This window comes from Pseudobacteroides cellulosolvens ATCC 35603 = DSM 2933 (assembly GCF_001262605.1).
Taxonomy (GTDB): domain Bacteria; phylum Bacillota; class Clostridia; order Acetivibrionales; family DSM-2933; genus Pseudobacteroides; species Pseudobacteroides cellulosolvens.
In genome coordinates this window covers 5,265,696-5,287,650 of the sequence record NZ_LGTC01000001.1, presented here as the reverse complement: position 1 = coordinate 5,287,650, position 21,955 = coordinate 5,265,696, and the positions used below count along the sequence as shown (strand labels likewise).

The following is a 21,955-nucleotide window of genomic DNA, read 5'->3' as shown; positions in this document are numbered from 1 at the left end:
CAGTTTATTATTCTATAATAGTTAAAGTATATAATAAAGACTTAAATATAGCAAACTCTTATTGCTTGCGGTATTTTCTAAGAGCGATTATGTTAAGGAATATGAATATTGCGGCAAATGCTGCTAAAATTAACAAATCCTTATAGATGCCGCCTATATCCAACCCTTTATACATTACACCCTTTAGTGCATCTGCACCATAGTACAGAGGCATAAACTTGGCTAAAGCCTGAAGCCAATCTGCCATACCTTCAACAGGTATAATTCCTGAGAAGAAAACCTGAGGAACTATGACGATAGGGATAAATTGAATCATCTGAAATTCGGAGGATGCAAAGGTTGATAGCAAAATTCCTAAAGACAGTGCTGTTAAAGCTATCATAAGGCTTATGATAATGACATTCCAGATTGATCCTGCCAAAGTTACATCAAGAACATTGACAGCGAATATGACGACAACAAGGGTCTGTACAACTGCAAATATGCCATATCCTGCCAGATATCCCGTTATAACTTCAGGCCTTTTTATAGGTGTTGACATCAGCCGCTCCAAAGTGCCGGTGGTTCTTTCCCTTAGCAAACCTATTCCTGAAATGAGAAAAACGAAAAAGAATACAAAAAATCCAACAAGTATTGAAATAAGGATATCAAAAAAAGTTGTTTCACTGCTTCCATATACATATTTTGTTTCTATTGAAGGGGAGACGCTTTCCATATTCATGGAACCTGTTCTTGACTGGAGTTGAGAGGATATAGCCTGGCTTACCTTCATCTGAAGGGCTTTGGATACTGTTGGGTCGTTATTTTGAAGGATAAGCACCAGCTTTTCGCTGTCATTATGCAATAAACCGTCAAGGCCTTCATTTTTAACTGTTTCATATGAGGCTGATTCAAATTCTTTTACTGTCATATTATTAGCTTCGAGTGAGGTGATAATATTTTTATCTATGTTTACAATGCCTAGATTATAGGTTGCAGAATTTTCTGCAAATAAAAAATTCATAAGGGTCAAAATCAGCAGTGGGGCTATAAATAGCAGTGCCAATGTTCTTTTGTCGCGAAGCATTTGTAGAATTATTCTTTTTATTAAAGCTCTTGTTCTCATGATAGATTACCCCCTGCCTTTATGAATACATCTTCCAGATTAGTCACATTATAAGATTGCATCAGAGCTTTTGGTGTACCTCTTGTAAGCACCTTGCCATCTCTTATCATTGCCAGGACATCGCACTTTAAAGCTTCATCCATAACATGAGTGGTAATAATGATGGTTTTACCTTCACTGTTTCTCAAGCGATAGAGCTCATTCCATATTCCAAGCCTCAGTTCAGGGTCGATTCCCACTGTAGGCTCATCAAGTATAAGTACACTGGGGTTTTGAATCAAAGCTATACCTAGAGACAGACGCCGCTTCATTCCTCCGGAGTAGGCAGATACCTTTTTCTTAAGATGATCTGTGAGATTAACCAGCTCTGCTACGTATGATATACGCTTTTTCTGGTCAGCTTTGTTAATCCTAAAGAGTGAAGCAAAAAATTGCAGGTTTTCTTCCCCTGTAAGGTCTAAGTAAAGTGCATCAGACTGGGCCATATAGCCAATATCCTGCATTACATTAAGGTTCGGCATCTTTACATCCAGTACATGAGCAGTTCCTGTATCGGCTTTCTCCATGCCAACCATTATTTTAACAAGAGTGGTTTTGCCTGCTCCGGAAGGACCGATCAAGCCGTAGATCTGACCATTCTCGATGTTTATAGATATATTGTCCAGAACTGTTTTTTTGCTGTAAGTTTTGCTGACGTTGTTTATTTTTACTACAGGTTCCATAACAACTCCTCCTCATATAAAAGTGAGTGATCACTCACTTTTATTGTACTGCAGATAGTTTTTCATGTCAATAACAAGTATTATAATATTATAATTAGTATCGAAAATAAGAGAACCTTTTTTTAGTGTGATGACACTAATACATATAAAGCATCCTTTATTTAGCAGACTTAATCCGGATTAAATCTAATGGCAATACCACAAAATAAAGGTCTTAAGGAGTTGATAAATTGATTGACCATAATTTAATTAACCGATGCAAGGAAGGAGATATTGAGGCCTTTGGAGCACTTGTTGAAAAGTATAATGATATGGCCATAAGGACAGCTTTTTTAGTTACAGGACGAGGTGACATTGCAGAGGATATTGCTCAGGAGGCATTCATACAGTGTTTTTATTCATTAAAAAAGCTGAAGAATATTGAGTTTTTCAGCACTTGGTTTTATAGAATTCTTGTAAGAACAAGTTGGAAAATGGCTGCAAAGCATAAAAATCAAGTATTGGTTGATACATCTCAAATGGAATGCATTTTGGGAACATCTGATGAAAATAATCCATCGGATATAGTGGAAGCGAAGTTTAGAGATAAGGAAATATCCATAGCTATTGAAAAATTAAGTCCAACGCTTAAAACCGTTGTTGTTCTTTACTATTACAACGGCTTTCAAATTAATGAGATTTCTATAATCTTGGATTGCAAGGAGAATACGGTCAAGTCAAGGCTACATAAAGCAAGGAAAAAGCTTGAACAAATTCTATCAAAAAGCGATAGGTATTCAGATGAGAAAAAAATAATTGAAGGAAAAGGAGATGGGCTGGATGGAAAATCAAACACAATTGGATATATTGATAAGAAAATCCCTGGATAATAAAGCACATGAAATTAATGTGTTGGATAATATGTCAGAAAGGGTTAAGACGAATATTAATTCCGATATGAAGAAAAGCACGGTACAAAGGTTTATGAGGAGGACTGCGGAAATTGGACTGCTTTCAAAGAGACAAGCTGCAATGGCAGCTATGCTTCTTTTAATCGTTAGCATGGCAGCTGTATATAGTTTTAACCCTCATGTTAAGGCTTGGGCGGAAAAGAAAGCAAGTGACATTATAAATACTATAAGTATTACTTTACCGGGTGATGGTTCTTATACTAAATCAAGTGAAAAGACTATTACTGTTGGAGAAGAAATGATTCAGGTGTCAATAGAAGAGAGGGTATATGAAAACGATGTACCTATGGTTGATATAAAAGAAGTTGAAAATACAGCTGGGTTCAAGGTCAAATTACCTGAATATCTACCTGATTCTTTAAATCTACCTGACAGAGTATCCGTCCTGGACTATAGTAGTGGAGTAAAAGAAATTGAAGATAGTTCTGATAATATTGCAGTTGTAACTGATGCTAATATGGCTAAGGAACTTATGAAAGATATAGGAAAAATAAATGTTACAAGCGGGTGGGGAAGACAGGTAAAGATTAAATTAAATGATGCAAAAAATCAATTTGATGGGTTATGCCTTCTTACCGTATCTGACAGCCAATTTATAAACATGCATAATAGTCAGGGAAAAGTGGTCGGTATATTAGATAGAACAGCAACTTTGTATGAAAATGATGTTATTCTGAAAAATGAATCACAAAGCCAAACCAAGAAAGTATCAGAGCGGATATTAGAATGGAAAGACGGTGATGCCTTCTACAGAATAGATGATTATTCAGGGCTTGGAGTGGACGAATTGGTAAAGATTGTAGAGTCAATTATTAAGAAGCCATAGAAGTTATAGGAGAAGTGGCTAATTTTTACATTTGCATATCGCAAATTCAGTTAAAATCATTTATTAAGGTGTAGGAAATTATGGTGTATGCTGTGCCACAATTTCCTACTTTTGCTGTTTTTAATACTTATCAAGGAGTTCGTAAGCTTCATCATATTTTTTCTTCTCTAAAAAATCAAACCAGGCTTGTTCTTTTTTGAGTTTTAACACATTGGCTTTTATTTTGGTTATGGTGTCTTTATCAAGGATGATTTCATTCTTTGTACCATTAGACTCCTTGCTGTAATTAAGGATTTCTTCAAACATACTGAAGTGTTTCCTTGAAATAGAATCTTCCAATATACGTACAAATGTTTCTTTTTCTATTTTATAACCTTTAGATAACAATGCTTTTATAATTTCAAAATTGTTATTTACACCTGCACTGGTATAAATCCTTTTCAGCTGTGATTCATCAAGTTTTGAACAATGATCAAGGTAGTATTTCAAGGCCTCGTTTTTACCACCTGCGGCAAGATATAATGCAGTTGACAACGTATGTGCATCCTCTTTAGGAACACCTTTTTCAAGGAGATATATGTACATCTTGCTGCTTGGTATCATGGATACGGAAAAAATCTTTGGAAGGTGGTATCTGGCACCGCCTTTTAGAAGATAATCAATAAGTTCATAATCTTCCATTTCTATTGCGGAGGCAAGTACTTTTTTACCAAGTTCTTTTTCCAAATCTACACCCTTTTCTACCAAAAGGCGTATTAACTTTTTTTGTTTTGAAATATTCTCGTTAATGAGGGGATCGCAAAACCAATTATTTATATTTGGGTCGCAACCTTTCAATAAAAGGTACTCCGCAACATCGTAATTTCTATTTATAACGGCATATTCCAATGCAGATTGATTTGAATCACTTGGAGCATTTACGTCTGCACCGCCATCAACAAGGATTTTTACTATATCGGGATATTCAAGGGCGGCTATAAGAGGAGTAAAATCATTTGGAGTAAGGTCCCTATCTTTTAAATCTACATGCTTGATGATTACCGATACAGCCTCTGTACGATGGTTTGCTATGGCGGCAAAAAGGGCAATTTTAATATTTGTTGAAGTATAGGAGTTTTCATCAAGCTGCTTTGATAGTCTTTTGACATTACCTGCCTTAGCTGAATCAACAATATCTGTAAGGAATTGTGAATATACGGCAGATGACAAAATCATTATAAAGTTCAGTACTATTATTGTAATGGATAGTTTCTTCATCCGGCATGACCTCCTTTAAAAAACACTCTAAAACCCATTTTTGATAACTTGTTGTACGACAAACTTAATACTATGGGCAATATAAGACACAGCACAATGACAATATCAATTCTGAAAAAGTATTTTGTATTGTTAAAAACAAAGGCCGATATCAATGTTATAATAAAACCGAGATAATAAAAGAGTATAGGCCTTATAAACCTTTCGAATTTAGGGACAACAGTGATTTTACCCACCCTCTCGAAGTGATTTTTAACAAACATAACTCTTGATAGTCTGAAAAATACATATGAAATCATTATAAGAACTATGGATAATGCCATTATTGCAAATTGGATTCCCAATAAACCGCCGGACCAATCTCTTATGAGGGAATAGGCTCTATAAATATTAAGCATCATAAAATCAAAGTTTGGAGATATTTTACTTCCCAATAAATTTGATAAAAATAGGCTTGTTGAATAATTATTATAGCAATTTGCTATTAAAAACACCAATGTAAAGGGAAAAGCACCGAAGATAATAACCAGTATACTTCCTGAAAGTATTGATCCGTTCATGGATTGAATAAACATAATAAAGCTGAAAATAAGAATGGATAAGGATGTATATGCTATGAACCATATAGTTATGTCAGCAAAATATTTATCCCAGCAGAAATTTAAAATTAGCTGGATGTTCATGATGGAATAGACCAAAAAGTATGAAAGAATTATATTATAAATTCCAACCATCCATTTGGATGTGATAATTTCTTCTCTTTTAAAGGGAAGAGAGGATGCAAAGGTATATGTTGATGTTTTTCTCTCAAATCTAAAAAGAATGGACGACATGAAAATCAATGTAACTGTGATAATAAACAGTGTCACAATATGTGTGGGGAGTTGATCCAAATAGATTTTTATTTTCGGTTGACCTATATCTAGTAAATAAATCAGGTTTGCTCCAAAAAGGATAAAAAGCTCCAATGTCAATATGGGAAAAAACCATTTGCCGTATTTCCAGTCTTTATATAGTAATGCTTTGTTCGCTGATTGCATAAGTGCCTTCACCTCCATATATACTAACAAATATTTCTTCAAGGGTTATATCGATTTCTTCCATAAGAGTAATGCCAAAGGATCTTACCTGTTCCTCAAAAGCTTTGGAAGAGTCTTTTACTGTTATGTAGTAGATACTGCCTATTTTACTGACAGAGCAGACTTCCTTGCTTTTTATGAGTGCTTCAGGTGGTTCGCCAATAAAGACTATCTGCAGCTTTTTTACTCTTCTCTTTAAATCATCCAGATCACCTTTGTAAGTAATACTGCCCCTATCCATGAGAACTATTGAATCACAAACCTTCTCGATATCAACAAGGTTATGGGATGAGATTATCACAGAAGTCTGTCTTGATGCTACTTCATCTATGAGAACATCCCAGAACTGTTTTTTCGCCACAGGGTCCAGTCCCGAAGTGGGTTCGTCAAGTATAAGTACTTGGGGCATAATGCACAGGTTTAACATTATAGAGAGTCTTGTTTTATTGCCCTTTGACAGTTCGCGAATTCTTTTGGAAATACTTATTTGAAAGATGCTGTTTAGCTCCTCAAACCTTTTTAGATTGAAATCCTTATATAAATATTTGTACATATTTATTATTTCTTTAACCTTGAATGAATCATAGTAGTGGTTTGAGTCGGGTACATAACCTATCTTGGCCTTAACTTCCGGATTCTCATAGACAGGCTTTTTATCTACAGTGATATTGCCTTTATCAGGCAGCCAAATACCAGTGATTGTTTTAATCAAGGATGTTTTACCTGCTCCGTTAGGGCCAATGAGAGCAGTGATGCTGCCCTTGTTTACAGTAAAGCTAACATCTTTTAATATATCACTGTCATCTATCGCTTTACTTACATTACAAATTTCAATCAAACTAATTACTCTCCTTTCATAGCTTTATATGCTTCATCAACAATATGGATAATGTCTTCTTTTCCAAGTCCGATGTAGTAAGCTTCAATAATTGCATCTTTTATGGAACTTTTAATTTTATTAAGCCTGTCATCATCGTCCCTAGGCTTGTAGTTTGCAGACACAAAGGTACCTCTTCCTGACACTGTATCTATGACCTTCTGACGTTCAAGCTCAGAATAAGCCTTACTGACAGTATTAGGATTTACGGTTATTATTTTGGAAAGCTCCCTTACAGAAGGCAGTTTTTCACCAGGTTTAAGAATTCCTTTCACAATATTCGCTTTAATTTCATCTACGATTTGCTCATAAATTGGTTTGCTGCTTCTTGGATCAATATTTAACATCTGGAACCTCACAAAAGCGTGTATTAAGTGTACTATTATGTATAGTACACTATCATAATAACATGTATTGTTGTATTTGTAAATATTTGATCTAAAAAAAGAAATTTCGAAGATAAATAATATAATATTATGGACATTAAAAAAGCCTGACTCTCTCTAAGAGGTCAAGCTTTTTCTTCTATATTAATTAAATTTAGCTCTATGGCACAATAGTTATGGTCTGTGCTTGTGCATTCCAATCCACTTTTAGACCCAGGTTTTCAAGAAGAAACCTTAAAGGCATGTAAGTTCTGCCGTTAACTATTTGAGGTGCCGTATCCGATTGTTTTGAAACTCCGTTTACAACTATTGTTTTACTAGAAACAGTAAGGGATATATTTGTATTCTTATAGGCAAGTTTTGTAGCCGCATTTTCCGCATCCCAGTCAACTTTCCCGCCCAATACTTCAATAATTGTTCTTATGGGCACCAACGTGCGGGAGTTGCTTATTATTGGTGCTGTTCCACGGCCTGGATCAATTTCTGAATCGGTATCATTCACCTTCATCATTGAGCTTCCTATTTTGAGTACTATTTTAGTTGTGCCGGCTGGTGCTGGAGATCCATATATGGAAAACAAGCTTTCCCAGATTCTAAGGCTGCCTGTTCCAAGCCTCCACACTGTTAAACCCTGTAGATTATGAATTTTTACTATCCTTTCATACTTTAGAGTTACTGATTCAGGTGACTCATAATGATATTCCACAGAATCGATTTCTGAGCCATCAAGTTTTAATTTTGCCTTTTCTTCTGCTGAAAGTTTACCGGAAGGGATGTGCTTTTTAGCAACAAGATGTCCATTTGTGATTTCCTCAGCAGAGCTGAACTTTTCCACCTCTTCAAGAGAGGCTCTGTTATATGTATAGTAGTAATAAGTCTTACCGTTTATGTTTTTAGAATATCTGACCCATTTTATAGGAACAATATTAACTCCAAGAAGCATTTTTGAGGCGTCAGCTCCTTTGGCAATTGCTTCATTTACTGCCCCTTCCACTTTATCATAGGGCTGTGTATATGGCTGGCTCAATACTGATGCTTCAATGTTTTTGATTTTTCCCACAAGATCTGCAGGTGTGCTGTCTGAGGCTCCATATCTTTCAAAGCTTTGATAGTCGTATGCCATTAATATAATGATGTCTGATATTTTGTTTATTTTGGCAATATCATATCCGTCAAAGTAGCCTGAAACATTGGTAGGATGAATGACTACCATTAATTTTTTATTGCCAAGGCTATTTTTTAAGAGGGTAAGAAATTTTATATATTTTTCTTTCAATCCGGTTTTATTGTCAGTACTGTAACTGATATTTTCTATTTTATCCCTAAAGCCTTCAAAATCAAGTACAACGCCATCAAAATCCCATGTGTTCAATGCTTCGCACATTGGATCCAATATGTTCTGCTTCCAGGAGCTATCGTCCATATTTAAAAATTCCAGAGCACTATTTTTTTTATCGCTGTAATCAGATGCATCAAAGAAAACTGACAGGTATACCTTTCCATTCTGATTAATGGCTTTGTAATCATCCTTCCTGCTTAAATCAGGTATAAGTGAAGGAATTTTAATCTTTTGGCCAACTCTAACAGAGCTGAAGTCACTAATATTGTTGAATTCACCGAGAAGCTTATAAGGAACCTCATATTTTAAAGCAATGGAGGATAATGTATCCCCTGAAACAATACTGTATTCTTCTCTTATTTCATTCCCGATTTTATAAGGAATTCCATATTCAACCCTGTTATCAAATTTGCTTATTCCAAATGAGAATTTAGTGGTAAACTGTATTTTGTCTTCTTTATTCCTGGCAAGTCTGGCCCACTGAAAGTACATATTATTTTCGCTTTTTGAAAAGACTTCTTTTATGTTGTTGAATTCTGCAGAGCTGTCAATACAGTAAAAAACGTTAATTGAACTGGCAGATGATAAAAATGTGTTGCATAAAAGAATAACGAGAACTAGAAAAAATGATTGTAAACTCTTCATATGCATGCAGCCTCTTTTCTGTTAACTTTGTTGCTTAGCAGTATTAAGTTATATTTTATCCGAAACTCGCTTCTTTTTCAACCAGCTTAGGATTAAAACATCCAATTCTCTGCTAAGTTCCAAAAGTTCTTCCGTGTTACCTATACCATGGAGGCTGATATACCTGTTTACTTTTTCCTGTTTTTTTCTTATCCTATTTTCCAGGGTATTTCCTCTTTTCAAAATTTCCACATCCTTGTCCGGTAAATTTTTATTTTTAGCAATTGTTAAAATTTAATATGATATAGCACATGTAATTAAAGTGAAGCTGGAATTATAAAGAAGCAGCTTACACTTGTAATAGAAATACTTAATCAGAGTATCACAATAAATATAGCTAAAACATAAAATGTGATGTCATAATATTTGACCTTTCACTGGAATCCCTTATGAAAAAAGATAGCATTTTTGGATGGAAATATATAAAACTATGTAACTATACTAACCAATATTATATATATTATTGCACAAAATGTCAATACATTCCTGTAATGTAAATAAATCGACACATTTTGACTTGGTATTACTTTTGGAGCAGGATAAACAATTTCATATATATTTTTTCGGCAAATTATCTCATAAGGAATAGGGTGAATTTCAACCATAATAAGTAAAAGGAACCAGCGACTTAATGCCCCAAAGATTTGCAAGAATAAGTTTGTCGTGCAAATATGCTCTAGCAAAACAATTGCTAAAGAACACTTCCCCTTGCGAGTGTGCTTCATGGGTTGAGTGGGCACGAAAGCGAGCAAACAGGGGAAGTTATTTCTTTAACATTACAAAGGGGCATAAGGTCTGCTGCAATTTTTCAAGGAAATAATATACTTTATATAATTTCCTTGAAATTACATTCCTTTTCCAGGAATAACAGCATCAACTATACCATAAACCAGTGCACCAACTATAGCACCAAAGTATGAAACACTATAACCTGGTACAAAAAATTGAGTTACATATATTATTACTGCGGCAAGTATAAAACCTGATATTCCTCTTCCAAATGGAGATGCATTTAAATTTAAAAAACGTAGTGCCAAATAATCCAGAACTGCTAAAATAACAGCTCCAAACACAAGCGGCCACATTCCATTTATCGCAAATCCGGGAGTAAGGAAGGCAGTGATTCCGAGTATTACGATACTCGATACCAGCCTTAATACTAGATGCATAATTCCTACATCGCCTGTCTTTGCGTATTGATTAGCCATTATACAACATCCTTTCATAGTAGATTCATAAATAGTGTTAACAATTACTTGAAATATTATTCAATATGAAAAGGTATACAATATAATTGTATAAAACTATAATTTTATATATAATATTAAAGATTAGGAATAATTCAAATATTTTAATCATTACTAATCAATTTCATATAGATAAAATTATGTGTTTTGCAGCAGTTATAAATATATGAAGGCATTATTGCAAAACATATATTTGAGAGGAGAAAACAAATGAAACAGATAAAAGTAAGATTTGCACCAAGCCCAACGGGGCATCTACATATAGGTGGGGCTAGGACCGCTTTGTTCAATTATCTTTATGCAAAGCACAATAACGGTAAATTTCTTGTGAGAATAGAAGATACTGACCTTGCTCGCTCTTCATATGAGTCTGAGCAGGTTATAATAAACGACTTGAGATGGTTGGGGATAAATTGGGACGAAGGAATAGATGTTGGGGGTGAAAATGGCCCGTATAGATCAACTGAGCGTAAAGATGTATATAATAAATTTATAGATAAGCTCTTAGAAAGCGGAAAAGCTTACAGATGCTTTTGTTCCCAGGAGGAAATAGAAGCTGAGAGAAAAATGCTTGAAGAAAAAGGCGAGCTTCCAAGATATCTGGGCAAATGCAGTCATCTTAGCGAAGAGCAGATACAGAAGAACATTGCAGAGGGCAAAAAGTTCACAATAAGATTCAAGGTTCCTCTGAATGAAACAATTACAGTAAACGACAAGGTAAGAGGTAATGTAGAGTTTGACAGCAATGGTGTTGGAGATTTCATAATTGTGAAATCCGATGGAATTCCCGTATATAATTTTGCGGTGGTTATCGACGACCACCTGATGGAAATTACTCATGTCATAAGGGCAGAGGAGCATTTGTCTAATACTCCCAGACAGATACTTATTTACGATGCACTTGGATTTGAGAAGCCTGAGTTTGCCCATGTATCCCTGATACTCGGTCATGACCATACAAAAATGAGTAAGAGACATGGCTCCACATGGGTTGAGCAGTACAGGGATCAAGGTTATTTACCTGATGCTATTGTAAATTTCCTTGCATTACTTGGATGGTCACCTGAAACTGAAGAAGAGATATTTAATATGGATCAATTGATTTCCCAGTTTTCACTGGACAGGGTATCAAAAAATCCTGCAGTTTTTGATGTAAGCAAGCTCAACTGGGTGAATTCCCAGTATATTAAAACAACACACGTTGAATATCTTACAGATCTCGCCATACCCCATTTGAAGAATGCAGGTTATATTAATGATGATATTTCAAAGGATGAGCATGACCGCATCAGCAAAATGGTTGCAGCAATAAGATCCGGTATCTCCTACATGGCTGAAGTGCCTGCAAAGCTTAAAATATTCTATAGTGATGATGTAACGCCTGAGAACGAAGAAACTATGGATATAATGAAGGGCGAACAGGTTTCGGGGCTTCTTGAGGTTTTTATGACCAAGGTACAGGAAGCTGACAATATTGATGAGGAATTCGGAAAAAGTGTTCTAAAAGTTATACAGAAAGAAACGGGAATTAAGGGCAAAAACCTGTTTATGCCCATACGTATAGCACTTACCGGGCAAATGCACGGACCGGAGCTTTATGATATCATTGCCATACTTGGAAAAGATAATATGATTAAACGAATAAAATCATTTTTGCAAAACCTGCATTAATTTGATAAAATAAATTAAATGTATGTAAGGATGCGGATGAATTAAATATTTTAAAAATGATGATTGGGAGAGTAGCACTAAAATAGCTGCAGAGAGAAACTGATAACCTGTCGTATCTCCAGGTTAGGCTGAAACAGTTTTAGTTTATTTTATTGTGAAGTGCACCCATGAATTTGGAGCTGAAGTAAGATTAAGCTTTCACGGAAATAGCACCGTTATGCTTTTGAGATAGGTTTATTCCTGAATTTAGAGTGGAACCGCGACTAAACTCGCCTCTATGTATATTATATATAGGCGGGTTTTTTGATTGTCCAGGAAATTGTTGTGTATTCAAAACCACAATTTCTGTGCGGGTGTATTAATGTAACAATACTTAAAGTGAGGTTTTGATTATGTTTAAGGGTTTGATCGATGATGCAAGAAGCATTGCACATAGAGATCCGGCAGCCAAAAGTATCCTGGAGGTAGTTTTGCTTTATCCGGGTTTTCATGCCATATTTAATTACAGAATAGCTCACTGGTTTTATAATAGAAAATTGTTTTTTATTGCACGCTTGATTTCACAGGTTTCAAGGTTTTTTACCGGGATAGAAATACATCCTGGTGCTAAAGTCGGAAGAGGGCTATTCATTGATCACGGAATGGGAATTGTTATAGGTGAAACAGCTGAAATTGGTGACAACTGTACTATATATCATGGAGTTACCCTTGGAGGAACTGGAAAAGATAAGGGCAAGCGTCATCCAACTATAGGAAATAATGTGCTTATTAGTGCAGGTGTTAAAATATTAGGACCCTTTAACGTTGGTGACAATTCAAGAATTGGGGCTAATGCTGTAGTGTTGAGGGAGGTTGAGCCTAATACAACGGTTGTTGGGGTTCCGGGAAGGCCTGTAAGAAGGGGGGATTTGAGGATTGTTCCATCTTTTGAGTTGGATCAGATTCATATTGGTGACCCGGTAGCACAGGAGCTTTGCAGGATGAGGGCAAGAATTGAATACCTTGAAAAACTCCATGAAGATAAGGATAATATCCATTTTAATAAAGAGCTTAAAAAGATGACATATGAGAGATTTGAAAGCTGTGACACAGAATAAATAACGAGGGGAGAATTAATACATGAAGCTTTATAATACTATGACAAGAAAAAAAGAAGAATTTAAATCTTTGGAGCCAAATAAGGTAAAAATATATTCCTGCGGCCCAACCGTGTATAACTATTTTCATCTTGGAAATGCCAGACCCTTTATTGTTTTTGATACATTAAGGAGGTACCTGACATTCAAAGGCTATGATGTTATGTTTGTTCAAAATTTTACTGATATCGATGATAAAATGATAAAAAGAGCCAACGAAGAAGGGATTACAGTAAAGGAATTGGCAGACAGGTTTATATCGGAATATTTTGTAGATGCAAAAGGGCTTGGAATAGCCGAGGCTACGGTACATCCGAAAGCTACTGAAAATATTGATGCCATTATTGAACTTATTAAAAAGCTGGAAGAAAAGGGTTTTGCATATAATATTGATGGGGATGTATACTTTAACACCAAAAGCTTTAAGGAATACGGAAAGTTATCACAGCACAGCCTTGATGACCTTGAAGCTGGGGCAAGAATAAGCGTTGATGAGAGAAAACGTGACCCTATGGACTTTGCACTTTGGAAGGCACAAAAGCCCAATGAGCCTGCATGGGAGAGCCCGTGGGGTATGGGACGTCCTGGATGGCATATTGAATGCTCGGCAATGTCCATGAGATACCTTGGTGAGACTATCGATATTCACAGCGGAGGGCTGGATCTGACATTCCCGCACCACGAAAATGAAATTGCACAAAGCGAAGCCGCTACAGGTAAGCCTTTTGCATTATACTGGCTCCACAATGGGTTCATTAATGTCAATGACAGGAAGATGTCAAAATCGGAGAATAACTTTTTTACAGTGAGGGACATAGTAAAGAAATATGATTATGAGGTGATTAGGTTTTTCATGTTATCTGCCCATTACAGAAGCCCTATAAACTTCAGTGATGATCTGCTTGAACAGGCAAAGGCAGGACTGGATAGACTTTACACATGCCTTGACAACTTAAACTACCTAATTGAGAATAAAGATGCATCAAATTCCGGTGAGGTAAATGAAGAATATAAGAGCCGACTATCAGCCTTTAAAGACAAATTTGTTGAAGCGATGGATGATGATCTTAATACAGCAGATGCATTGGCAGCTTTATTTGATATGGTAAGAGAAATAAACTCCTATGCAAATTCCGGTAAGGATGTTTCCTATGGCAGCCTTGTATATTCAAAAGACTTATTAAAGAAATTAGGAGGCGTTCTTGGCCTATTGCAAAAGGAAAACAACAAGGTGCTGGACAGCGAAATTGAAGAACTCATTAGCGGCAGGCAGCAGGCCAGAAAGGATAAAAACTGGAAGCTGGCAGATGAAATAAGGGATAAGCTGAAGGAAATGGGTATTGCACTTGAGGATACACCTCAGGGAGTTAAGTGGAAACGTATATAAGGATTAATTAAAAATAACTTCCCCTTGTTATAGATATCGAACTGTAACAGGGGGAAGTTATTTCTTTAATAATCTATAAAGTTCCTATAAAAACAAAAAACTGCGGCTTTTTTGCTCTCGCCGCAGATTCCTCTATATTTATATCAAAAATAGGAGGTAAAAGTATAAGTGTACACTATTATTATAGAATTTAATTAATATCTAGTCAATGTACAATTTGTTTATAAAAAGTTATTATATAGAAAAAATTTTTATTCAATTTTCACAAATTTCATTATATTTATCGTGTAGTAATTCTAAAAATAAAAAATTGAATGATTAATTTTTAGTTTTATTATTATTTTTTATTATTTTATGTTTATTTACATATGTTTTGAAATATGCTAGAATTATTATAAGCGAAAATCCTTCGCGATTATATTCCGATTCTGTTTAAAAAGGTCATTTCAAAAATCTTTATTCAAAATATTTTACATAACTTAGTATAATTTCAGGTTCAGGTTTAAAAGATTATTCATTCTATTAAAAAGTTACAAAAATGGAGAAAAATATGAAAGTACTTATAGCTGATGATGTATTATTCATGAGAAAACTATTGTCTAATCAACTAACAAAGTTTGGTTATGAGGTAATAGAGGCTGAAAACGGTGAAGATGCAGTCCGTAAATGTATTAGAGAGCAGCCGGATTTGGTATTTATGGACGTTGTTATGCCTAAAATGGATGGCATTACAGCTACCAGACTAATAAAAGATGAAATTAAAGGTAAAATAATAATATGCTCAGTTATAAGTGATAAAAATAAAGTTGTTGAAGCGATTAAGGCTGGTGCAAGTGATTATATAGTCAAACCGGTTAATGACAAGCGTCTAATGGAGACTATCAATAAATTTACTTGTACACAGGAGGAATAAGATTAAAAAGACATATCTATTAATAATCCAGAGTTAAATAATGCTAATGCATTTCTTAATTATAAGTGTATAAGTGATTAATCTTTTATATTTGCAGTGGTAATGTGTATTATTTATGTGGTATAATGCAAATAATTAATTATTGTAAGATGCTATATAACATATTAACTATTTGGTAAAGTAGGGTAAAAGAAGACTAATGCTTATAGAATTTATTGAAAATATATTAAAGGACAATAATGTAAGTCATACGGATGTTAATCAATACTCTCCTCTTGTGCTGGCCTATATAGGCGATTCGGTCTATGAGGTTTTTATACGTACCCTATTGGTTTCAAAGGGTAATGCACCTGTATACAAGCTTCATAAACAATCAGTTGCTTTTGTTAAGGCAAAAGCCCAATCTGATATCATTCACAGTATAATAGAAAATTTAACTGAAGAGGAACAGGAGATTGTAAGAAGGGGCAGAAACGCAAAATCCGGTACTATTCCCAAAAATGCCGATGTTACAGAATACAAGTATGCAACAGGCTTTGAAACCCTGCTTGGTTATTTGTACTTGAGGAAAGATTTTGACAGACTTACAGAAGTGTTAAAAATGTCTGTATCCGTATAAATATATTATCTGTAAGAAAATATAGATATGAAAAGTAATAAATAATAAATTCATCAAAATAAATTGGAAGAAGATAAATATATGAATGATTTTAAAGGAAATAAAAATAGAAGGCAGGAAAAAAGTACAAGAAGTTCACGTGCACCATACCCCGAAAAGAGGGGTGAAGGATTTGATAAAACTGAAAAAAGTGTTGTATATGAAAGTGAAGATAGAAATTCTGATATATTGGAAGGCAGAAATCCTGTTTTGGAAGCATTAAAAGCGGGAAGAACTATAAATAAGATACTCATTGCAAAGGGTGAGAGAGAAGGTTCAATAAGGCAAATAGCTGCAGTGGCCAAGGAAATGGGAATAACCATTCAAGAGGTTGACAGGCGTAATCTTGACAATATATCCCTTACCAAATCTCATCAAGGTGTAATCGCTTATGTTTCTGTTAAGGAATATGTTGAAGTTGACGATATATTAAAGGCAGCGGAGAATAGCGATAGACCGCCGTTTATTCTTATACTTGATGAGATAAACGATGCTCATAATTTGGGTTCCATTTTGAGAACTGCTGATGCTGTGGGTGTACATGGAGTTGTTATACCCAAGAGAAGAGCGGTAGGGCTTACATCGGTTGTTGCGAAGGCATCTGCCGGGGCAATTGAATATGTGCCTGTTGCAAGGGTTACAAATATTGCCCAGACTATTGATTATCTTAAAAAGAATAATATTTGGGTAATCGGGACTGATCAAACAGGAGACAATGAGTTTTTCAAGAGTGATTTAAAGGGCCCCGTTGCACTTGTTATAGGCAGTGAGGGTGAAGGAATGGGCAGATTGGTAAGGGAAAAATGTGATTTTGTTGTTCGCATACCTATGTTGGGAAATATTTCCTCATTAAATGCTTCTGTTGCTGCTGCTGTCGTAATGTATGAAATATTAAAACAAAGAGGCGTGTAGAAGTAAAATGGAGTATTTGCAGGTTGATGGACACAATGTTAATAAATACTATTGTTAGTTTTCACGGCTATATAGTAAATAAAAGTCGCAATAAAAAGAATTTTTTGATAATCTCACAATGGTATTTACTAAAGAATATAAAACTGCCGATAATTATATCGAAAGATTTGTATATAAAAATGGATCAGTTTGGCTTGAAATATTAAACCTTGTGCTTCGTAATATGCTTGAAAAAATGAGGCATAACTCGTTTTAAGCTTGACAATAGTAAATTTGCTCCTTATAATTTACTATATGTTATCTTGACATTTTTGGTTATTTTCCACTGTGATAATTAAAGACATATATTAATGAAATTGGGTTTTACTTAATCTTACTTTTATTTGTATTAGTTATATTCATGAAAAGGTACACCCCGCCGGAGAATCTCCGGTCGGTTAAATTTATAGATTTGAGGATATATTATTTTCCGAAAGTTAAGTTGCAGTTATTTGAAATTGAACTTTATTGCTTAATCCTGCTAATCTTTCGGGAAATATTCAAACAATAAAGTCAGACAGGGGGGCTTCAACTTGAAAACAAATGTACAAACCGGGATACCCAATTCCTTTAGTACGATGCATGATGAGGAAGTAATATTAGATGCAAGGTCTGGTGACAGTATAGCCCTGGAATATCTAATCAACAAGTACAGGAGCTTTGTTCGTGCTAAAGCCAGAACGTATTTCCTAATTGGTGCAGACAGGGAAGACATTATTCAGGAAGGAATGATCGGTCTATTTAAAGCTATCCGTGATTTTAGAGAGGATAAGCTCTCTTCATTCCGGGCCTTTGCCGAGCTTTGCATTACTAGACAAATTATTACCGCGATTAAAACAGCTACCAGGCAAAAGCATATTCCGCTCAATTCGTATGTCTCACTTAACAGACCTGTATTTGATGAAGAGTCTGATCGTACACTTATGGACTTAATAAGTGAGGATAGTGTTTCTGACCCTGAAGAAATGATTATAAACAGGGAAGAGTTTAATGGCATTGAAGAAAAAATGGGTGAGATACTAAGCGGTTTGGAATGGGAAGTTCTGTCACTTTATTTACAGGGCAGATCCTATCAGGAAATTGCTGAGGAATTGGACAGGCATGTGAAATCAATAGATAACGCACTTCAAAGAGTAAAACGCAAATTGGAGAAACATCTTGAAGAAGGTAAGGTATAATCGCCATATTTCGCATAATATGGTGCTAGACGAGCGATTGAATTTATGTTATAATTTCAATCGTCTCAAAAATATAATTGAGTACATAAGATAGCATTCCGTGGCAGGGAATGTTATTTTTGAGCGACAATCAAATAAAACTGCGGGTGTAGTTCAATGGCAGAACATCAGCTTCCCAAGCTGACAGCGAGGGTTCGATTCCCTTCACCCGCTTAATCGTGCCCTCATAGCTCAGTCGGCAGAGCGCATCCATGGTAAGGATGAGGTCACCAGTTCGATTCTGGTTGAGGGCTTCAGTGAAATCAAGTGTTGTAGGCATCTATGCTTACAACATTTTTTGTTTGTACAACAATAATACAACAACCAAATTTTGGGGACAGTTATACTGTTCCCTCTTTTTTATGAATATAATAGAGTTTTTAAAGGTTATGATCTGCAATAGTATACAAATGTATTTCACTTTTTTACTCATCTTAATTTATCAATCAATTTTACTATTAAAACACTTGCCTGTGCCCTTGTTGCTGTAGACTTTGGAGCGAAAGTGCCATTGCCCATCCCACTTGTAATGCCTAACATGTAAGCGTAAACTATACTGTCTTTATACTGACTGTCAATTTTCTGATAGTCTGTAATGGTTATAGGTTTATTCATTTCTATGGCTGTTTTATTTTTGAGAGTTATTGCTCTAACGATAATAGCTGTCATTTGTTCTCTTGTGATATCCTGCCCCCAATGCTGTTTTATATCCGGCAATTTTTCTGTTGCTTTCTGAATGTCCGTAGTTGTTACAGTCTGGATAGTTTTCTGTATATTCTCTACAGTTTTAGTATTATTTTCTGGTAAAGTGTTTGTATTAATAATCTGTTTCAATTCAACCTTTACTGGTTGAGTATTTGCACTAATATTTACAGCAACAATAGTTGGTGTAGCTGTAGGAGTGCTTGTAGGGACATTAGTGGGTGTAGATACTGGTGTTGAGGTTGCTACGGTTGTTGGTGTGTTTACTGGTGTGTTTACTGGTGTATTAGTTGGGGTAGGGGAGAGTGCTACTACTGGTGCTTCTATTACTGGAGGTAAAGCTATTGGAACTATAGGTGCAACTGGTACTACAGGGACTACAGGTGCTGTTGTTGGGGTTGGTACTGGTGTTGAAACAGGAGTAGGAACTGTACTGTTTTTGAATACACCACTTGTGAATGACTTACTAACACTTAACATATAGGGACTAATTAAATTAGTAGGTAATGTTGCAACAGCATAAAGTTTATTATTGAAAGTTTCAACTACAGTGTTTAATTTTGTCCATTGGTTATTGTCGTTCAAATAGCAGATTACATTGTCTGCGATATCTTTGTTATCTATAGGGAATTTAAATGTTACACCATAGCAATTCCCATTTGTATTGTAATCAAACTTCATTACTGCTCCTATTGCGTCCATTCCAGTGAATGCATTTGGATTTACATCAGTTGCTGGTACACCGAATTCACCAGTGCCATTGTAAGTGAAAATCACATGGTTTGGAAATTTAGCAGTAGTATAATTAGCAGAAGGATAATAAACTCCATCTATAACTTCTCCAATCCATTCAGGTGCAGGTGCTGGAGTGTTTGGATCTTGTGTTCTAAATTCTCCAGTCCACTCAGGCACTGGAATTGGTGTATTAGTTGGTGTTGCTGTATTTGTTGGTGCAAGAGTAGGTGTTGCTGTAGGTGCTGTGGTTGGTGTGTTTGTTGCTATTGGAGTTGGTGGTGCTTGCAATTCTAGAACTTGAGTGTCTACTCTCCAGTTTGAAGTAATATATTGTCCTGATTTTTGTTCAGTATTTGCAGGAGCATACAAGGGACTCAAAAAAACCATACCACTGTTACTTGAATTTATTACCTCAAGTGCTTGTCCAGATTGTACTGTATAGTACTTTGCACTACTACCTGTAGGTACTACTCTACCATTTGTTACATAACCATCCATAAGTACAACCGCAAGTTGCATTGTAGGATCACCAGCAGTGAATGTGATTTGGATTTTCTTGGCATGACCAAGTGGACTATAATGCCAGTTAGGTTGCCATCCTGTAGCAGTCCCTGTTACAATTGTATCCATAGAGGTTAAATACCTTGTTTTACTCCACATATCAAATGATGAGATAGTAAAATCACCACGGTCAAATTGAGTTGCAAACATAAAGTCTCTATATAGTTCTGCTTCTGTAACATTGGTATAGCCTTTTGCAGTAAGTATGCTTGTAATAGCATTATAACCTCTTGAAAAGACAACAAAAACTAAAAGTGGTAGAAGAATAATTCCTATTACAAAATCTGCAATTACTATGCTAAAGCAATATAAGGGTGTTCAGGAAGCTGAAAAGAAGGTCACTGAAGGTATGTATGATGACAAGGGTATTGTTTTTGCTAATGCTTTAGGGGGAAGGCTTATCCCTAGGAATGTTCAAAGGTCATTTTACAGGTTGGCAAATAAAGCAGGAATAACAGGTGCTACTGTTCATTCACTTCGTCATACTTTTGCCACTAGGTTTTATGAAGATACTCGAGATTTAAAAACTTTAAGTGAATTACTTGGTCATGCTAATATCTCACACACAGCGGATATATACACACATGTTCTTCTAGATACTAAAATTAAAGAAATACAAAAGATTGATTATATACTGTTGCAAAAGGATAGTTTATACAACAATTCTTACAACAATGACGATTATTTTATATGATTTTAAATGAGTTAAAGGTAAGGGTGAGGAGAACTATAACACTTGAAAATACCATGTTTTAATACTATATAGGTCTAGATGATTTATATTAGGTGTCCATGGTAAGGATGAGGTCACCAGTTCGATTCTGGTTGAGGGCTTATGAGTAAGAATCCTTGAAACCTTGAGAAATCAGTGTTTCGGGGATTTTTTATTTACCTCTATCCTTGCCTTGTTAGGTTGTAATTTTACATATTTTGGTGTAAAAATCGGTCTAAAATTGATTAAGATTATGCTAAATGGTTTGTGCTCGATGTCAGTTCATGGAATGAATCTAGTACTTTTACTGCATCTGTTTTTAGCTGTGGTATGACGCTTATATATATGTCTGAAGTAATAGATGTTTTTGCATGACCAAGGAGTTTTGATACTACATTTACAGGCACTCCAAGCTCAAACAATCTTGTTGCATAAGTATGTCTTAAAGAGTGAAAGTTACAATTATTTATTCCGGCTTTTTCCCCAATTCGAACAAAGGATCTTTCTACATTCCTTGGGCTGATAAATTACCTGTCCTGGTACAAAATATTAAATTATTTATATTTTTTATTAACTTTAATCTAGCCTAAAAATAAAATTACACTGATAAAGGTAGCTTATGAATATAACCAATTGTACCTGACTTTCAACACATCAAGCAGAGCCCTGAAATGGTTATAAATGCTAATAACAAAATCAGGGCAAAGTGCCCTGGAAATCTTCCTTATATATAATGGCTGAAAAATACAGCCGATAGGTATTCTATTAAGGGGTACAGTGAGACTCAACTGCCAATTTTCGTATACTCATATATGAGTTATAGGAAAACTGCCGTTGTTT

The 21,955-nt window shown here is 35.2% G+C and carries 20 protein-coding genes, 2 tRNA genes, 2 pseudogenes and 1 other annotated feature; of the genes and pseudogenes, 13 read left to right on the top strand and 11 right to left on the bottom strand.

Translation table 11 applies throughout. The annotated features are described in order from the left end of the window. Positions 1 to 58 precede the first annotated feature (58 nt). Positions 59 to 1,105, bottom strand: a complete 1,047-nt coding sequence (locus tag Bccel_RS21825; RefSeq protein ID WP_036944374.1) for an ABC transporter permease — start codon at positions 1,103 to 1,105, stop codon at positions 59 to 61. After that, the gene (locus tag Bccel_RS21820; protein ID WP_036944377.1) at positions 1,102 to 1,827 is read right to left on the bottom strand and encodes an ABC transporter ATP-binding protein; all 726 of its coding nucleotides are present in this window, start codon (positions 1,825 to 1,827) and stop codon (positions 1,102 to 1,104) included. The genes Bccel_RS21825 and Bccel_RS21820 overlap by 4 nt, the downstream gene beginning before the upstream one ends. Positions 1,828 to 2,057: 230 nt before the next feature. Between Bccel_RS21820 and Bccel_RS21815 the strand changes: the two genes are divergently transcribed. Continuing rightward, positions 2,058 to 2,696 (top strand): RNA polymerase sigma factor, encoded by a 639-nt coding sequence (locus tag Bccel_RS21815; protein ID WP_050753722.1) that lies wholly within the window; start codon positions 2,058 to 2,060, stop codon positions 2,694 to 2,696. Continuing rightward, positions 2,647 to 3,603 (top strand): hypothetical protein, encoded by a 957-nt coding sequence (locus Bccel_RS21810; protein WP_036944380.1) that lies wholly within the window; start codon positions 2,647 to 2,649, stop codon positions 3,601 to 3,603. The genes Bccel_RS21815 and Bccel_RS21810 overlap by 50 nt, the downstream gene beginning before the upstream one ends. Positions 3,604 to 3,723: 120 nt before the next feature. Here the strand turns inward: Bccel_RS21810 and Bccel_RS21805 are convergent, their stop codons facing one another. From Bccel_RS21805 to Bccel_RS21780, 7 genes are all read right to left on the bottom strand, one after another. Continuing rightward, positions 3,724 to 4,860, bottom strand: coding sequence for an ankyrin repeat domain-containing protein (locus tag Bccel_RS21805; protein WP_036944383.1), 1,137 nt, complete (start codon positions 4,858 to 4,860; stop codon positions 3,724 to 3,726). After that, positions 4,857 to 5,900, bottom strand: a complete 1,044-nt coding sequence (locus Bccel_RS21800; protein WP_036944385.1) for an ABC transporter permease — start codon at positions 5,898 to 5,900, stop codon at positions 4,857 to 4,859. Before Bccel_RS21800 ends, Bccel_RS21805 begins: the two co-directional genes overlap by 4 nt. Next, entirely contained in the window at positions 5,869 to 6,777 is a 909-nt protein-coding gene (locus tag Bccel_RS21795; RefSeq protein ID WP_242853166.1) for an ABC transporter ATP-binding protein, read from the bottom strand. Before Bccel_RS21795 ends, Bccel_RS21800 begins: the two co-directional genes overlap by 32 nt. A 5-nt stretch (positions 6,778 to 6,782) precedes the next feature. Beyond that, positions 6,783 to 7,163, bottom strand: coding sequence for a GntR family transcriptional regulator (locus Bccel_RS21790; protein ID WP_036944386.1), 381 nt, complete (start codon positions 7,161 to 7,163; stop codon positions 6,783 to 6,785). A gap of 199 nt (positions 7,164 to 7,362) precedes the next feature. Next, positions 7,363 to 9,186, bottom strand: a complete 1,824-nt coding sequence (locus Bccel_RS21785; protein WP_050753720.1) for a stalk domain-containing protein — start codon at positions 9,184 to 9,186, stop codon at positions 7,363 to 7,365. Between the two features lie 48 nt (positions 9,187 to 9,234). Continuing rightward, positions 9,235 to 9,408 carry a Spo0E family sporulation regulatory protein-aspartic acid phosphatase gene (locus Bccel_RS29795; RefSeq protein WP_160317752.1) on the bottom strand — a complete coding sequence of 58 codons (174 nt, stop codon included), beginning with the start codon at positions 9,406 to 9,408 and terminating at the stop codon, positions 9,235 to 9,237. Between the two features lie 662 nt (positions 9,409 to 10,070). Next, the gene (locus Bccel_RS21780) at positions 10,071 to 10,433 is read right to left on the bottom strand and encodes a phage holin family protein (RefSeq protein ID WP_036944387.1); all 363 of its coding nucleotides are present in this window, start codon (positions 10,431 to 10,433) and stop codon (positions 10,071 to 10,073) included. Positions 10,434 to 10,682: 249 nt separating this feature from the next. Between Bccel_RS21780 and gltX the strand changes: the two genes are divergently transcribed. From gltX to Bccel_RS21735, 10 genes and pseudogenes are all read left to right on the top strand, one after another. Further along, positions 10,683 to 12,143 (top strand): glutamate--tRNA ligase, encoded by a 1,461-nt coding sequence (gltX, locus tag Bccel_RS21775; protein WP_036944388.1) that lies wholly within the window; start codon positions 10,683 to 10,685, stop codon positions 12,141 to 12,143. A gap of 50 nt (positions 12,144 to 12,193) precedes the next feature. Further along, positions 12,194 to 12,423 (top strand) — a binding site (T-box leader). A 112-nt stretch (positions 12,424 to 12,535) separates the two neighbouring features. After that, positions 12,536 to 13,240 carry a serine O-acetyltransferase EpsC gene (epsC, locus tag Bccel_RS21770; RefSeq protein ID WP_036944391.1) on the top strand — a complete coding sequence of 235 codons (705 nt, stop codon included), beginning with the start codon at positions 12,536 to 12,538 and terminating at the stop codon, positions 13,238 to 13,240. Positions 13,241 to 13,262: 22 nt separating this feature from the next. After that, entirely contained in the window at positions 13,263 to 14,666 is a 1,404-nt protein-coding gene (gene cysS / locus Bccel_RS21765) for a cysteine--tRNA ligase (RefSeq protein ID WP_036944393.1), read from the top strand. Between the two features lie 550 nt (positions 14,667 to 15,216). Continuing rightward, a complete protein-coding gene (locus tag Bccel_RS21760) occupies positions 15,217 to 15,579 on the top strand; it encodes a response regulator (RefSeq protein WP_050753719.1) in 363 nt (120 codons plus the stop codon). 199 nt (positions 15,580 to 15,778) lie between these two features. After that, positions 15,779 to 16,198, top strand: coding sequence for a Mini-ribonuclease 3 (locus tag Bccel_RS21755; RefSeq protein WP_036944396.1), 420 nt, complete (start codon positions 15,779 to 15,781; stop codon positions 16,196 to 16,198). 81 nt (positions 16,199 to 16,279) lie between these two features. After that, positions 16,280 to 17,149, top strand: a complete 870-nt coding sequence (gene rlmB / locus Bccel_RS21750) for a 23S rRNA (guanosine(2251)-2'-O)-methyltransferase RlmB (RefSeq protein WP_081927097.1) — start codon at positions 16,280 to 16,282, stop codon at positions 17,147 to 17,149. A 112-nt stretch (positions 17,150 to 17,261) separates the two neighbouring features. Then, positions 17,262 to 17,405 (top strand): annotated as a pseudogene (locus Bccel_RS32655) (hypothetical protein); the annotation flags it as partial. A 316-nt stretch (positions 17,406 to 17,721) separates the two neighbouring features. Further along, entirely contained in the window at positions 17,722 to 18,366 is a 645-nt protein-coding gene (sigH, locus tag Bccel_RS21745; RefSeq protein ID WP_036944400.1) for an RNA polymerase sporulation sigma factor SigH, read from the top strand. 142 nt (positions 18,367 to 18,508) lie between these two features. Beyond that, positions 18,509 to 18,579, top strand: a tRNA-Gly gene (locus Bccel_RS21740). A gap of 7 nt (positions 18,580 to 18,586) precedes the next feature. After that, a tRNA-Thr gene (locus tag Bccel_RS21735) sits at positions 18,587 to 18,659 on the top strand. 175 nt (positions 18,660 to 18,834) lie between these two features. Here Bccel_RS21735 and Bccel_RS21730 read toward each other — a convergent pair. Continuing rightward, a complete protein-coding gene (locus Bccel_RS21730) occupies positions 18,835 to 20,553 on the bottom strand; it encodes an S-layer homology domain-containing protein (RefSeq protein WP_036944402.1) in 1,719 nt (572 codons plus the stop codon). A gap of 112 nt (positions 20,554 to 20,665) precedes the next feature. Between Bccel_RS21730 and Bccel_RS21725 the strand changes: the two are divergent. Next, positions 20,666 to 21,097 (top strand): annotated as a pseudogene (locus tag Bccel_RS21725) (tyrosine-type recombinase/integrase); the annotation flags it as partial. A gap of 269 nt (positions 21,098 to 21,366) precedes the next feature. On the opposite strand, the gene Bccel_RS32650 reads toward Bccel_RS21725, so the two are convergent. After that, positions 21,367 to 21,639: a tyrosine-type recombinase/integrase gene (locus Bccel_RS32650; protein ID WP_081927100.1), complete on the bottom strand. Its 273-nt coding sequence runs from the start codon at positions 21,637 to 21,639 to the stop codon at positions 21,367 to 21,369. Between the last annotated feature and the right edge of the window lie 316 nt (positions 21,640 to 21,955).